Origin of the sequence: Marmoricola sp. URHB0036 (assembly GCF_000426045.1) — a bacterium.
Lineage (GTDB): Bacteria > Actinomycetota > Actinomycetes > Propionibacteriales > Nocardioidaceae > Marmoricola.
On the sequence record NZ_AUEP01000008.1, the window covers coordinates 160,707 to 175,093 of the forward strand.

Sequence of the window (14,387 nt, forward strand, 5' to 3'; positions counted from 1 at the left end):
ACGAAGCTCAGGCGGTCGGCTGCTGGGCGACGACGATGCCCGGCGACCCGAGGCTCACCGAGTGCACCACGAAGTCATAGATCCCCTGACGCAGCACCACCATGGCCGTGATCGAGTCGGAGCCGTCATGGGTGAAGGCCACGTCGATCGTGCGGACCGTGGGGGTGCTCACCGGTATCTCGGCCTGCGTCTGACCGACGAAGATCACGATCGAGCCGGTGCGCCCGGTGAACGGCCAGGCCTCGACCGAGAGGCTCAGCACCCTCGCGCCCGCGGCCACGCCACGGAACGTCGCGTTGCAGGTCGCGGTGTAGTTGTCGAACGTGGCCGGGAGCCGCCACCAGATCTCGTTGTTGGTGCTCGCTGAGTACGTGCCCTCGTAGGCGTCCAGCCATCCCTCCGGCGACGCCTGGTACGGCACCTGCGGGCTCAGCCGGTGGCTCGGTGAACCGAACACGCTGAGCTCTCCGGGGAAGCCCACGTGGTGCAGCCGGGTGAGCCGGTCCTCGGCCGTCAGGGTCTCCCCGGCAGGTGTGCTGAGCACGCTGCCGGTCGACAGGTCGACCGCGTCGTGCACGTGTGACTCGATGGGCGCTCGCGCGCTGGCATCAGGACTGCTCCAGGCCATCACGAACCTCCGGGAGAGGGACTTCCAGACTACGCCGGCGGCGACGTGCCGAAGCGTTGCTGGAGGTCGGCGTAGCCGATCGCGCCGTCGAGGAAGCCGAGGGTGCCGGAGTCGAGCAGCTCGCGCCCGGCGCGCTCCAGCATGCTCAGCGAGGCTCTGGCCAGGCTGCCGCCGAGGCTGACCCGCTTGACCCCGAGCGAGAACAGCGTGGGTGCATCGGTAGTGCTGGCCAGGCCGGCGACCACGTTGAGCGGGGCCGGGATGGCGGCCGCGAGCCGGCGGATCGTCTCGTCCTCGACGACGCCGGGCACGAAGACGCAGTCGGCCCCGGCCTCGACATACCTCGCCGCCCGTTCGACCGTCTCGTCGAAGACGTCGCCGGGCGCGCCGACGAAGTAGGTGTCGGTGCGAGCGTTCAGCACGAAGGTCCCGCGAGGCGCAGCAGCCCGGGCCGCTGCCACACGGCCGACGGCGTCGTCGAGGTCGAACAAGCCGCCGCCGATCGCGTCCTCGAGGTTGCCGCCCACCACTCCGAGGTCCACGGCGCGGGACACGGTGCGACCGACGTCGTCGGGGGTGTCGCCGTACCCGGACTCCAGGTCGGCCGTGACCGGTACGTCGACCGCCGCCGCGATGCGAGCGACGTGCTCGAGCATGGTGTCGAGGTCCAGCGCCCCACCGTCCGGGACTCCACACGACCAGGCGATGCCGGCGCTGGTCGTGGCGACGGCCGGAAACCCGACCTGTTCGAGGATGCGGGCCGAGCCGGCATCCCAGGCATTCGGCAGCACGAACCCCGGTCCGGTGTGCAGGTCGAGGAGTGCAGCCGCCTGGTCGATCGATGGTCCGTCGGTCACGAACCCACCCTGTCACTTTTCCGCGCCTACGTCGGCCGGGTGGTCGCAGCGGCCACGACGACGAGAACGGGGAGGACGAGGAGCCCGTAGCGGAGGTCGACGACCTGCGCGACGGCGCCGGCGGCGAGCGGGCCGACGATCTGGCCGACGCCGCCGACGGCGAGGATCTGGCCCAGTGCCTGGTCGGCCGACCTTCCGCTGGCTTCGACGTGCTGGGCGGAGGCGAGGGGGAAGGTCCCCCCGATCCCGATGCCCGTCACGGCTAGTCCGACGGCGGCCATGCCAAGGCTGGTCGCGGACAGCAGGAACGGCAGACCCGCGAAGGCGGCCGCCAGGCAGAGCCAGAGCACCACCCCCGCGCGCATCCTGCGGGCGATCCGGCTGGTGAGGAGGCGGCCCACGAGGTTGGCGGCGTACAGCATGCTCACCAAAGCCACCGAGGTGCCACGGTCGATGCCGACGTTGTCGTGCAGGTAGCTCGCCGCCCAGAAGCTGAGGGTGAACTCCAGCGCCACCACTGCGAAGATCGTCGTCAGGGTCCGGAGCGGACGGCCGCTGGTCTCCCGCAGTGGGAGATCGGTCCGCGCCTCAGCGCCGGTCGCGGGCGTCCTGACCAGGCCGACCGCGATGGCGGCAGCGACCACGAACGTGAAGGCGATGACGGTCGAGAACCTCCAGGTGATCGAGGTGGCCGCGCACAGGCCGATGAGGGCCGGCATCACGATCCCAGCCAGGCTGACCGCGATCTCGCCCTCGGTCATGGCGACCGCGCGATGCGCGAGGTGGAGGTCTGCGAGGAGGGCCCACATCCGGATCAAGGCGGCGGTGGCGAATCCACTGACGAGCAGGGCCGCCACGATGGTCGCCGGCAACACGCCGCCGTAGCCGAGGAGCAGGCTGGCGATCGCCGCGCCGACCAGTCCCACGATGATCGTGCGACGTCTCGGTGCCGACGACCGTGTCGCGAGCAGGCCGGCCACCATGCCGCCGATCGCGAAGGCGACCTGGTGCAGGACGGCCACCAGGTAGGAGATGTGCTCGCTCTGCCGGAGGAAAGGGAGGACCGGGCCGAGCATCGCGTTCATCAGCCCGAACGCGAACAGTGCCGCGAAGGTGACCCACGTGGCCGTGTCGCGACGGTAGGCGTCGGCGGTCACGGTGCGCTCGCCCGCGCGGATCGCCAACGTCTCACCGTGCGTAGGTGCCCATCTGCGCGACTTGCAAGCGCGCGACGGGTCCGGACACGCCCCACGAGGCGTCTGGCGTGATCCTGACAGCGCGTGGCACGATGCTTACTGACTCGGGAGTCAGTAGCGTTTCGAGGAGGTCGCCGTGCCCCAGGATGCCCTGCAGGCGGCACTGCCGCGCGAGATGTACGTCGATCCCGAGACCTGGCTCACCGAGCGGGAGTCGGTCCTGTTCGGGCAGTGGTTCTGCGTCGGTCGGATCGACGACCTCGGCCTCGCCGAGCCGGGACGGGTGGTGGTGCTCGACGTCGTGGGGGAGTCCGTGCTCGCGACGAGCGACGAGCACGGCACCTTGCACGGTGCCTACAACGTCTGCCGCCATCGCGGCTCCCAGGTGCTCCCGGTGGGGGAAGGGAATGCCACCCCGTTGGCCTGTGCCGCGGCTGCCCTCCGCTGCCCCTACCACTCGTGGACCTACCGGCTCGACGGTCAGCTGCTGCGGGCACCGCACACCGACCTCGAGGACCTGGACGTCGCTGACTTCGCGTTGCACCCGGTCGGGGTGCAGACCTGGAACGGCTTCCTGTTCGTGCACCTGTCCCCGGACGGTGCGACCCCGCTCGACGACGCGGTCGGACGCGCGGGACGGACGCTGGCCAACTACGGCCTCGATGCACTCGTGACCGGCGCGACCCTGACCTACGAGGTGGCGGCCAACTACAAGGTGATCCTCGAGAACTACAACGAGTGCTACCACTGCGGTCCGGTGCATCCCGAGCTGTGCCGGCTGGTGCCGTCGTTCGCGGGTGGCGGCAGCGAGCTGGACTGGGACGACGGCATTCCTCATCGCGAGGGTGCCTGGACGTTCACCACGACCGGCACCACGACGCGGTCGGCGCTGCCGGGCCTGACCGAGGCCGAACGCACGCGGCACAAGGGCGACGTCGTCTACCCGAACCTGATGATCTCGGCCTCCGCCGACCACGTCGCGGCCTTCACGCTGCTGCCACGGGCGACCGACCGGACCGACGTGGTCTGCTCGTTGCTCTTCGACCCGGCCGAGGTCGTCACCAAGGGATTCGACCCCAGCGATGCCGTCGAGCTGTGGGACCTCGTCAACCAGCAGGACTGGGCCGTCTGCGAGTCGGTGCAGCGCGGCATGTCCTCGCGCAGCTATCGGCACGGCTGGTTCGCCCCGATGGAGAACGACAGCCTCGACATCCGTCGCTGGCTGCTGCCCCTGCTCGAGGAGACGCCATGACCGTCACGGGCGCGACGGAGCACGCCGACTTCGTGGTGATCGGCCTCGGCGCCCTCGGCAGTGCCACCTGTCTGGAGCTGGCGCGCCGCGGCCAGCGTGTCGTCGGGCTGGAGCGCTTCGGGCTCGGCCACTCGTGGGGGGCGAGCCACGACACCAGCCGGATCCTGCGGCACAGCTACCACACGCCCGACTACGTGCGACTGACCCAGCAGGCGTACGGCGACTGGGCCCGACTCGAACGCGACGCCGGGACCAGTCTGGTCTCGGTCGTCGGCGGGCTCGACCTGTTCCCGCCGGAGCCGGCGATCAGCCCGGTCGACTACACCGAGTCCCTCGACGAGGTCGGCATCGACTACGAGCTGCTCACTGCGGCCGGGGTGATGCACCGGTGGCCGCAGTTCCAGCTGCCCGACGGGCTGATCGCCCTCCACCAGGCCGATGCCGCGATCGTGCCGGCCGCACGAGGCACTCGGGTGATGCAGGACCTGGCGCGGTCGCACGGTGCCGAGCTCCGCGAGCTCAGCCCCGTCAGCGGCGTACGAGAGCTGGGTGGGGGTGGCTTCGAGGTCGACACCCCGCAGGGCGTGCTGCACTGCGGCGGGATCGTGGTGTGCGCCGATGCCTGGGTCAACGACGTGCTCTCGGGCCTCGGCCACACGATCCCGCTCGAGGTGACCCTGGAGCAGGTGACCTACTTCGAGCCGGAGCGCCCAGAGCAGTTCGCGCAGGGGCGGATGCCGTTGTGGATCTGGATGGACGATCCGTCCTACTACGGCTTCCCGTCGTACGGCGAGCCGACCGTCAAGGCAGCCCAGGACTGCGGCGGACCGGTCGTCGACCCCGACCAGCGCGGCTCGGAGACCGACGAGGAGATGCAGGCCCGCCTGGCCGCGCACCTGCGCCAGATGCTGCCCGACAGCGGGAGGCCGGTGCGCTCGCTGCGCTGCCAGTACACCCTGACCCCCGACCGCGACTTCGTGATCTCACCGGTCCCGGGTCTGGAGTCGGTGGTGGTCGGCATGGGCGCGGCCCACGGGTTCAAGTTCGCGCCCACTTTCGGCCGGCTGCTCGCCGACCTCGCGGTTGACGGGCGTACGACGACCGACCTCTCGGCGTTCCGCATGGACCGGCCCGCGCTCACCGATCCCGACTACCAGGCGCACTGGTTGGTGTGAGGTGACCACCACGATGCACGCGCGGTCAGAGCAGGGAGTCGTCCTCGAGCCCGAGCTCGCGGGCGACCGCGGCCGCCACCCACTCGCGCAGCTGTGCGCGCGTCACGCTGCGGTAGACGAGCGTCGCGACCGACAGCCCGTCGAGGAGCGCCGACACCCGCGCCACCGAGGCGGCCGGGTCGGCGCAGGCGAAGGCACCCTCGACCACGCCCTGCTCGACCACCTCCAACAGCGACGCGGACCAGCGTTGGTCGAGCCGGCGGAGCACCTTGCGGATCACCGGCTCCCGTTGGGCCAGTGCCCAGGCGTCGATCCACAGCCGCCACCCGGCCGCGGTGCCGGTGGGTCCGTAGAGCCGCAGCACGCGACGCAGTCGGTCAGCAGGATCGGTGCCGCGTGCGGTGGCGCCGTCGAGGCGGCTGAGGTCGCGGTCCACCGCGTGCGCGAACGCCTCCGCGACCAGGTTGTCCTTGGTGCCGAAGTGGTAGAAGACCAGGCCGGGACTGACACCGAGCTCCTCGGCCACGTCGGCGACCCGGATCGACGACAGCCCGATGCGGTCGAGCAGGTCGGTGGTCGCGGTCAGGATCTCCTCGCGCCGCACCTCGACGGCGCGGCGTCCCCGACGCGTCATCGATTCGCTCCCATGGCGCGCAGCATAGGCCGATCACGAACGGAGGAAGGCTGATGACCGAGACGTACGCCGACCCGCTGGACGCCGTCCGCGCAGCCACTCCGGTCGAGGGCGACCCGGAACGAATGCTCCCGGCCGAGGCGTACACCTCCGTTGCGGTGCTGGACTGGGAGAGGCGCCACCTGTTCGCCGGCAGCTGGACCTGTCTCGGCCGGTTCACCGACCTCTTCCCCGATGCCGGCGCCGCTGTCCGGCAACGGGCCGCCGTGCTCGGTGACGTTCCCGTCCTGCTCGTGCACGACGCCCACGTGCTGCGGATGTTCGCCAACACCTGTCGGCACCGGGGCCATGAGCTGCTGGGGGAGGGAGAGACCTCCCCTCGACGCCGCATCGTGTGTCCCTACCACGCGTGGAGCTATGACCTCGAGGGTGCGCTGCGGGCGGCCCGTGGCTTCCAGGACGTCGAGGGCTTCGACGACGAGGACCACTCGCTCGTCGAGCTGCCCGTCCGGGTCTGGCAGGGGTGGGTGTTCGGACACGCGCTGCATCCCGCCGGCTCCGAGGAAGAGCCCGACTTCGAGCGTCACCTGGGTGACCTCGCGGACCTCCTGACGCCGTACCGCTGTGACGACCTGGTCCTCGCTGACCGGCACAGTTACGAGGTCGCGGCGAACTGGAAGGTGATCGCCGAGAACTACCACGAGTGCTACCACTGCCCGTTGATCCATCCCGAGCTGTGCCAGGTCACGCCGCCGGACTCCGGGGACAACTACGACCTGCCGGGCGCCTGGGTGGGCGGTGCGATGTTCCTGCGCGACGGCATGTCGACCATGTCCCTGACCGGCGAGCTGGCCGGAAATCCGCTTCCCGACGTCGACGCGACACGCGTGGAGTACCTCCACCTCCTGCCGAACCTGCTCGTCTCGGCGCATCCTGACTACGTGATGGCTCACCGGATGGTGCCCCTGGCGCCGGGACGCACGTGGGTCGAGTGCTCGTGGTTCGTCGCACCGAGCGCCGGCGGCACCGTCCCGGAGCTCCGTGGGGCCGTCGACTTCTGGGACATCACCAACAAGCAGGACTGGGCCGCGTGCGAGAGCGTGCAGCGTGGGCTCGCCAGCCCGCACTTCCGGCCCGGCCCGTTCGCTCCCAAGGAGGACGCCGTGGCCGACTTCGTGACGCGGGTGGGCCGCGCCTATCGGGTCGGCCGGTTCGAGTGAGGACTCCCCGAGGCCGCTGGGTGGCGGCTGTCGTGGTGGTGCTGGCCTTCGTGGCCGCCGCCCTGGTCGACAGCAGCTCCGCCGGCGCCACGGTGAAGCCGGCGGCCAAGGCAGCACCGACCCAGGTCGGCTCCCTGACGCTCCGGAAGTGCGACGTCCTGCCGCGCGCCTTGTGCGGCTCGATCATGCGGCTCTGGGACCCGGCGCACCCAGCCCAGGGGCGCGTCCGGGTCGGGTTCGCCTTCGTGCCGGCCCGGCACGGACCCGCTGTCGGCACCGTGGTGCCGCACGAGGGCGGTCCGGGCTACAGCACCACCAGCAGCGCCTCGTACTACGCGCCGATGTACGGCCCGTTGCTCAACCGGCACAACCTCCTGCTGGTCGACCAGCGCGGGACCGGTCGCTCCCAGGCGCTGAACTGCCCTGCCCTGCAGGACCTGAAGATCGCCTACAACGTCGCCGCCGGCCGATGCGGGCGCTCGTTGGGCGCGCACGCCGACGACTACACCTCGGCCCGTTCGGCCGACGACCTCGCCGTGGTGATCACCCGGCTCGGGCTCGGCAAGGTCGACGTCTACGGCGACTCCTACGGCACCTTCTTCACCGAGGTGTTCACGGGCCGCCATCCCGACCAGGTGCGCAGCCTGATCCTCGACGGCGCCTACCCGACGTACGGCGAGTCGGCGTTCTACCCGACCCAGGGGCCGGCGATGCGGCGTTCCTTCGCCCTCGCGTGTGCTCGATCGGCGCCCTGCCGCGTCGGCGGACGGTCCTACCTCACCGCGCTGCGACTGGTCCTCCAGAAGGTGCGCAGGCACCCGTGGCGTGGCGTCTCCCACGACGCCGACGGCCGCCGGGCCCACGTCAAGATCACCGGAGCCGCCCTCGCCTCGGTGGCGTTCGGGGCGACCTACTCGGTCGCCTTCTACCGTGAGCTGACAGCTGCACTGCGGTCCGGCCTGCGCGGTGACCGCAAGCCGTTGCTGCGTCTGGTCGCCGAGGCGACGGGAGGGGGCACCGACGCGGGCGACCCCGTCGACTACAGCGAGGGCCTGGACGCAGCCGTGGCCTGCCACGACTACCCCCAGCTCTACGACATGCGGGCCGCTCCGGCGGTCCGGCAACGTCAGTACGCCGCCGCGCTCGCCCGCGCGACCCGCACCAACCCCGCCCTCTACGGGCCGTTCACCATCCGCGAGTACGCCCGCTCCGACTGGCAGTCCCTCGACTGGTGCACCCGGTGGCCGGTCGCCCCCGCGGGCAACCCGGCCGGTCCCCCGACCCCACCGGGTGGATACCCGCCGGTCCCGGTGCTCGTGCTCAGCGGCGAGCTCGACTCCATCACCACCCCCGCCGAGGGGCACCTGGTCGCGCAGCAGTTCCCCGACGCCCAGCAGGTCGTGGTCCGCAACAGCTTCCACGTCACGGCGATGGGGGACACCGACGGCTGCGCCCAGAGCCTGGTGCGTGCCTTCGTGCTCGACCCGGGTCCGTTGAGCGCGGCCCGACGCGCCTGTGCCAGGTCCGTGCCACCGCACCGGGCGATGGCGGTCTTCCCGCGCGGACTGGGCTCGGTGCCGCCGGCGGCCGGCACTGGCCCGCTGGGGGTCCGACGGACGGGCCGGGTCGCGGCCCTGACGGTCGCGGACGTGGTCGACCGATGGTTCAACAACTACTCAGAAGTCGGCTTCGGCCTGCGTGGCGGCCACTGGAGCTACAGCGGCGACCGCGTCACCCGCTTCCACCTCCACCGCGTCAAGCTCGTCTCGGGTGTGGCCGTCAGCGGGACCGCGACGTGGGACCGCTACGGCAACGCGATGCGAGTGCGTCTGCGTCTCGCCGGCTCGGGAGCGCACGGTCGGCTGCACGGGCGCTGGCTGACGCGTCGTACCGGCGCGACCGCCGTCCTCGCCGGCACGCTGGGCGGTCATCGGGTTCGTCTCACGTTCCCGGCGCCGTGAGCGCGGCGTCCCGCTAGCCTCGTCGCGTGACTCCCTCCTTCGAGCTGGACCAGGACCGCATCGAGCTCCGTGACTGGCTGCACGAGTTCGCCGCCGACGTCATCAGGCCCGCGGCCGCCGAGTGGGACGAGCGCGAGGAGTTCCCGTGGCCGGTGGTCGAGGAGGCCGCCAAGATCGGTCTCTACTCGCTCGACTTCTGGGCCACCCAGAGCTTCGACGAAACCGGGCTCGGCATCCCGGTCACCATGGAGGAGATCTTCTGGGGCGACGCCGGTATCGGCCTGTCCATCGTCGGTACGACGCTCGCGGCTGCCGCCGTCCGCGGCAACGGCACCGACGAGCAGGCGATGGAGTGGATCCCGGAGATGTTCGGCAGCCCGGGCGACCTCAGGCTGGCGGCGTTCTGCTCCTCCGAGCCCGACGCCGGCTCCGACGTCGGCGCGATGCGCACCCGGGCGACGTACGACGAGGCCAACGACGAGTGGGTCCTCAACGGCACCAAGACCTGGGCCACCAACGGCGGCATCGCCGACGTGCACGTCGTCACTGCCGTCGTCGATCCCGACCTGCGCACGCGCGGACAGGCCAGCTTCGTGGTGCCGCCCGGCACCAAGGGACTCAGCCAGGGGCAGAAGTTCCACAAGCACGGCATCCGGGCCTCGCACACCGCCGAGGTCGTCCTCGACCAGTGCCGCATCCCGGGCCGCTGCCTGCTCGGTGGCAAGGAGAAGCTCGACGCCCGGCTGGCCAAGGCGCGCGAGGGTGCCTCGTCCTCGGGGAACGCCTCGATGGCCACCTTCGAGCGCACCCGGCCCGGGGTCGGAGCCCAGGCGATCGGCATCGCCCGCGCGGCGTACGAGGTGGCGCTCGACTACGCCAAGACCCGCGAGCAGTTCGGCAAGCCGATCATCGAGAACCAGGCGATCGCCTTCGCGCTGGCCGACATGAAGACCTCGATCGACGCCTCGCGGCTGCTGGTCTGGCGGGCCGCCTGGATGGCCCGGCAGGGCAAGCGCTTCGAGGCGGCCGAGGGCTCGATGTCCAAGCTGTACGCCGGCGAGACGGCTGTCCGGGTGACCGAGAAGGCGATCCAGATCCTCGGCGGCAACGGCTACACCCGCGACTACCCGGTCGAGAGGATGGCCCGCGACGCCAAGATCTACACCATCTTCGAGGGCACCTCGGAGATCCAGCGGCTGGTGATCGCACGCGCGATCTCGGGGGCCCCGATCCGCTGACCGCTCAGCGCGGGATGTGCTCGCTCCAGGTGCGGTGGGCGATCCGGTCCCCGTCGTCGAAGGCGTCGAGGTCGATGACGACGTCGTAGCCCGCGGCGGTCACGTCGACCCGCATCGTGGAGGACACCGAGACGTCGACCTCGGGCCAGGTGAGCCGGTAGGTGCAGTCGGCGGAGGCGTGCTGGGCGAAGGTACGACGGTGCACCACGACGTCACCGGCGTACTGCTCCGAGGCGCGACCGTCGTACGGCACGTCGTACTCCGCACCATGGCGTACAGCGCACGTCGTGGTGTTGCGCAGCACGTCGCGGCTGACCGTCCAGGAGACCCCGTCCGGCTCCTCCGACGACGTCGGCGCACCGGGAGTGAACGCCGGTGGCTCCTCGGCGGCGCCTGACTGGAGCGGCAGCTTGAGCGACCCCGCGTGCACGGTGAGCGTCACGGGGGCCGGGGGAGCGACGGTGTTCGGCCAGTCCGCCCCGGCGATCGAGAGCCGGAGGGCCTGCCCGGGAGCGAGCTGGTAGGCACAGGCATCGAGGACCACCTCGACGTCGTACTCCTCGCCGGGGACCAGCGGCGATGGCGACGCCGGCGCGTGCACCCCGTCGCGGAAGGCGAGGTCGAGGCTGCCCCGTGAGATCAGGGCCGAGGTGCCGTCGGGGAAGACGTCGCACAGCTTGACCGACAACGACGCCTGCGGTGCGTCGGCACTGACCCGCAGTCGCACCCGCGGATGGCCCAGCACGGTCTCGGAGGCGCCCGTCCACTCCCAGACCAGCGATCGCGCGTCGTCGTCGCGCTGGTCGGTGGACAGACCCCACGGCAGGTGGCCGGCACAGTCGATCCAGGCAGCGGTGCCGGTGTCGGGCTGGACGGCCAGCTCGCGCGGACCGTCCAGCTGCCACGTCTGCGTCGCCACCGACGGGGACGGCCAGACATCGCGGATCCAGTGGCCCGCGTGCTGGTCGAGGAACGCCTCGGGCCGGGTGGTGGTCCGCACGAACACGTCCACCACGTCACGGTGTGGCGTCTCGTCGCGGCCCCGCAGCCAGCGATCCCACCACGCGACCATCTCGCGATCGAGGTCGATGCGCGGTCCGGGGTACGCCGTGGTCGGGTCGGCGTGCACCCACGGCCCGGCGAGCAGCCGGTGCGGGACACTGGCCTCGGCTAGCGCCTCGATCGTGCGGAAGGAGTTGTTGCGGTAGCCGTCGGCCCAGCCGGCGACGACCATCACTGCGCAGTCGATCCGGTCGTAGCCGTGGCCCTCGCCGTCGGTGCGGACCGAGCCGTGCCGCCAGTAGGGTCCGTCGCGGTTCTCCCGCAACCAGGTCAGTACCCACGGCTCGTTGACCTCGAGCCGACGTCGCCACTCGTCGCGCCAGGAGTCTCCCCACACCGCCGGCACGGGCGGCAGCACGCACATCGGGGTCATGTAGTGGTCGTAGTCGACGAGGTCGACGAGCCGCAGCGCTCCGCCACGCCAGTGCACGTCGTCGGTCCACCGGTCGTCGCTGGCATAGATCGCGCACACCACCTTCAGGGCCGGCGGCCGCTCGCAGGCGATCTGCAACGAGTTGAACCCCGAGTACGACGTGCCCCACATGCCGATCTTGCCGTCGCACCACGGTTGGTCGGCCAGCCAGGCGATCACCTCGACCAGGTCGGTCTGCTCGGCCTCGGGGTACTCGTCGGTGGCGTCGCCCTCGGACGATCCGGTGCCGCGCAGGTCCAGCCGGCACACGGCGTACCCGTGCTCGTCGCGCAGCGTCACGTAGGACTCGGCGTACGACGAGGTCAGGTCGTCCTTGCGGTAGGGGAGTGCCTCGAGCAGGCACGGCTGCGGCCCGACGGACTCGGCGGGGAGGTACAGGGTCGCCGACAGCCGCACACCATCCGGCATCGCGATCCGGACCTCGCGCTCAGTGCCCGGCACGGCCGGCCTCCGCGAGCAGCCGCGTGACGACCTGGGGATCGAGGCCCTCGCTGAGGTTGCCATCCCGGCCCACCGTGGTGGAGGCGCCGAGCAAGGAGTTGAGCACCGACTCCTCGGCGGCGTCGACCACCGCCTCGAACAGGTCATCGAGCCCACGGCCGGCAACCCGGGAGCTGTCCTCCGGACGGCCGTCGCGGTCGAAACGGCACGTGGTCGAGACGCCGAGGAAGATCTCGCCGCTGCCGTGGTGCGCGGTCGAGCCCGTGCGTGCCAGCCCCAGACCGATGCGCCGCGCCAGCCGAGCGCAGTCAGCGCCGGCGACGGGGGCGTCGGTGACCACGACGCCGATGCACGAGCCCGCCGGTTTCGGGGGAGTCGTCTCCACCGGAGGCAACAGGGCGCCGATCGGCACGCCGGCGACCGTGAGCCGCTTGCGCTCGCCGAAGTTGGTCAGCAGCAGCACGGCCACCGTGTGGCCAGCCGGCGTCACCCGGGACGAGGTGCCGATGCCGCCCTTGAAGCCCAGGCAGGACATCCCGGTGCCAGCGCCGACAGCCCCCTCGTCGGGGGGCACGGTCGCGCCGCGAGAGTCCAGGGCCGCCTGGTGCGCCGCGAACACGTCCGGGGTCTCGACCTGCATCACTCGACAGTCGTTGAGGAACGAGTCGTCGCACTCCGCGACCACGGGGATGACCACGTCCTCAGCGACGGCCGGGTGTCGCTGGAGCGCGAGCTGGCAGGCGGCGTCGTACACCCGGCCCAGCTGCATGGTCGAGGTCAGGTGGACGGGCGTCTCGACCACCGCCCACTCCGTCGCGGTGAGGAACCCGGTGCACTCACCGGCGCCGTTGAGCACGGCTCCGCCGGCTGCGAGCGGTCGCGTGTAGGCGTCCTCTGCGAGCACGAGGGTGGTGACACCGGTGCGTGCCGTGCCACGACCCCCCGGTGGTGCCGTCTCGTCGCGCACAAGCGTGGTGTGCCCGAGGCCGACGCCGGCAACGTCGAGCACCGAGTTGGTCGGACCGGTCGGCAGGACGCCGATGCTGATCCCGGTCTCACGAGCTCGCGGCATGCCGCCATCTTGCCCGAAACGACTTCTGACGTGGTGGGATACTGACTCATGGATCAGTACGCCGCTCCGGTCGTCTGGTCGCCTGCCACCCGCAGCCACGACCCGAAGCACGAGGTCTGGGTGGGCGTCGCCACCGAAGGCACCGAGGTGTCGGCCCGGGTCGACACCATCCTCGACAGCACGACCTCAGCGGGCCATCGCATCGTCGAGGCCACGTCGCATCCCGACGACATGCTGCGCGCGGTGCACGACCCGGGGTTGCTGGAGTTCCTCGCCACCGCCTCCGACCGCTGGCAGGAGGGCCCGTACGACGAGCTGGTGGGCCAGGACCGGGTGGTGCCCTACCTGTTCCCGACCCCTGCCATGACGGCCGGGATGCCCACCAGGCCGGCGGTCTCGGTGCACGCGGATGCCGGCCGTTTCGCCTACGACACGATGACCCTCATCGGGCCGGGGACGTGGCCCGCGGTACGAGCAGCGGCGGACTGTGCCCTGACGGCGACCGATCTCGTTGTGGGAGGGGAGCCGATGGCCTACGCACTGTGCCGGCCACCCGGCCACCATGCGACGCCCGCCGGCTTCGGTGGCTCCTGCTACCTCAACAACGCCGCCGTCGCGGGGCAGGCGCTGCGCGCCGCCGGCTTCGACCGCGTCGGCATCGTCGACGTCGACGCGCACCAGGGCAACGGCACGGCCGCGATCTTCTACGACCGCGCCGACGTGCTCTACGGCTCGGTGCACGTCGACCCGGCCGCCGGGTGGTTCCCGCACGTCGTGGGCCACGCCGACGAGACCGGTCGAGGCGCAGGGACGGGCGCGACCCGCAACCTGCCGCTGCCCGAGGGCACGGGTGACGGGACGTGGCTCGACGCGGTCCGCCAGCTCGCCGACTGGGTCGCGGCCGAGGGCTGCACGGCGCTCGTCGTGTCCCTCGGCGTCGATGCCGCGAAGGACGATCCCGAGAGCCCACTGATGGTGACCGTTGACGGCTACTCCGAGGCCGGCGCCCTGCTCGGCGGGACCGGGTTGCCGTCGGTGGTCGTCCAGGAGGGTGGCTACCACCTGCCGACGCTCGGTGCGCTGGTCACGTCGTACCTCTCCGGCCACGGCTCCCGGGTCGCGTCGCCGTGAGCACGCCCACCCACGCTCGGCGGCCTAGCACGACGGTCGCCCTGGACGGTCGCTCCTGACCCTGGCTTTCGTCACAGATTGTCGAAA

General features: G+C 71.4%; 12 protein-coding genes. 6 read left to right on the top strand and 6 right to left on the bottom strand.

Going from position 1 to position 14,387, the window contains the following annotated elements; translation table 11 throughout:
• Positions 1–7: 7 nt before the first annotated feature.
• The 3 genes from H976_RS0110370 to H976_RS0110380 are packed head-to-tail and all read right to left on the bottom strand — an operon-like array spanning position 8 to position 2,669.
• Entirely contained in the window at positions 8–628 is a 621-nt protein-coding gene (locus H976_RS0110370; RefSeq protein WP_155918152.1) for a hypothetical protein, read from the bottom strand.
• 29 nt (positions 629–657) lie between these two features.
• Positions 658–1,485 carry an isocitrate lyase/phosphoenolpyruvate mutase family protein gene (locus H976_RS0110375; RefSeq protein ID WP_231388854.1) on the bottom strand — a complete coding sequence of 276 codons (828 nt, stop codon included), beginning with the start codon at positions 1,483–1,485 and terminating at the stop codon, positions 658–660.
• A gap of 26 nt (positions 1,486–1,511) precedes the next feature.
• The gene (locus H976_RS0110380) at positions 1,512–2,669 is read right to left on the bottom strand and encodes a sugar MFS transporter (protein WP_027861485.1); all 1,158 of its coding nucleotides are present in this window, start codon (positions 2,667–2,669) and stop codon (positions 1,512–1,514) included.
• A 148-nt stretch (positions 2,670–2,817) separates the two neighbouring features.
• Between H976_RS0110380 and H976_RS25680 the strand changes: the two genes are divergently transcribed.
• Together H976_RS25680 and solA are read left to right on the top strand one after the other, a co-directional pair.
• Complete coding sequence (locus tag H976_RS25680) at positions 2,818–3,933, top strand: SRPBCC family protein (RefSeq protein WP_196804033.1); 1,116 nt, start codon at positions 2,818–2,820, stop codon at positions 3,931–3,933.
• A complete protein-coding gene (gene solA, locus H976_RS0110390) occupies positions 3,930–5,108 on the top strand; it encodes an N-methyl-L-tryptophan oxidase (protein ID WP_027861486.1) in 1,179 nt (392 codons plus the stop codon). Before H976_RS25680 ends, solA begins: the two co-directional genes overlap by 4 nt.
• Before the next feature lie 25 nt (positions 5,109–5,133).
• Here the strand turns inward: solA and H976_RS0110395 are convergent, their stop codons facing one another.
• Positions 5,134–5,742 carry a TetR/AcrR family transcriptional regulator gene (locus H976_RS0110395; protein WP_027861487.1) on the bottom strand — a complete coding sequence of 203 codons (609 nt, stop codon included), beginning with the start codon at positions 5,740–5,742 and terminating at the stop codon, positions 5,134–5,136.
• Positions 5,743–5,795: 53 nt separating this feature from the next.
• Here H976_RS0110395 and H976_RS0110400 point away from each other — a divergent pair, with 53 nt between their 5' ends.
• The 3 genes from H976_RS0110400 to H976_RS0110410 are packed head-to-tail and all read left to right on the top strand — an operon-like array spanning position 5,796 to position 10,161.
• Entirely contained in the window at positions 5,796–6,962 is a 1,167-nt protein-coding gene (locus H976_RS0110400) for an aromatic ring-hydroxylating dioxygenase subunit alpha (RefSeq protein WP_036225766.1), read from the top strand.
• 20 nt (positions 6,963–6,982) lie between these two features.
• Positions 6,983–8,923 carry an alpha/beta fold hydrolase gene (locus H976_RS0110405; protein WP_155918154.1) on the top strand — a complete coding sequence of 647 codons (1,941 nt, stop codon included), beginning with the start codon at positions 6,983–6,985 and terminating at the stop codon, positions 8,921–8,923.
• 26 nt (positions 8,924–8,949) lie between these two features.
• Positions 8,950–10,161, top strand: coding sequence for an acyl-CoA dehydrogenase family protein (locus tag H976_RS0110410; protein WP_027861490.1), 1,212 nt, complete (start codon positions 8,950–8,952; stop codon positions 10,159–10,161).
• A 4-nt stretch (positions 10,162–10,165) separates the two neighbouring features.
• Here H976_RS0110410 and H976_RS25685 read toward each other — a convergent pair whose 3' ends face one another.
• Together H976_RS25685 and H976_RS25690 are read right to left on the bottom strand one after the other, a co-directional pair.
• Positions 10,166–12,097, bottom strand: coding sequence for a CocE/NonD family hydrolase (locus H976_RS25685; RefSeq protein WP_051276650.1), 1,932 nt, complete (start codon positions 12,095–12,097; stop codon positions 10,166–10,168).
• Positions 12,084–13,169 (bottom strand): P1 family peptidase, encoded by a 1,086-nt coding sequence (locus H976_RS25690; protein ID WP_051276652.1) that lies wholly within the window; start codon positions 13,167–13,169, stop codon positions 12,084–12,086. Before H976_RS25690 ends, H976_RS25685 begins: the two co-directional genes overlap by 14 nt.
• Before the next feature lie 48 nt (positions 13,170–13,217).
• Here H976_RS25690 and H976_RS0110425 point away from each other — a divergent pair, with 48 nt between their 5' ends.
• Complete coding sequence (locus H976_RS0110425) at positions 13,218–14,300, top strand: histone deacetylase family protein (RefSeq protein ID WP_027861491.1); 1,083 nt, start codon at positions 13,218–13,220, stop codon at positions 14,298–14,300.
• Positions 14,301–14,387: the final 87 nt, after the last annotated feature.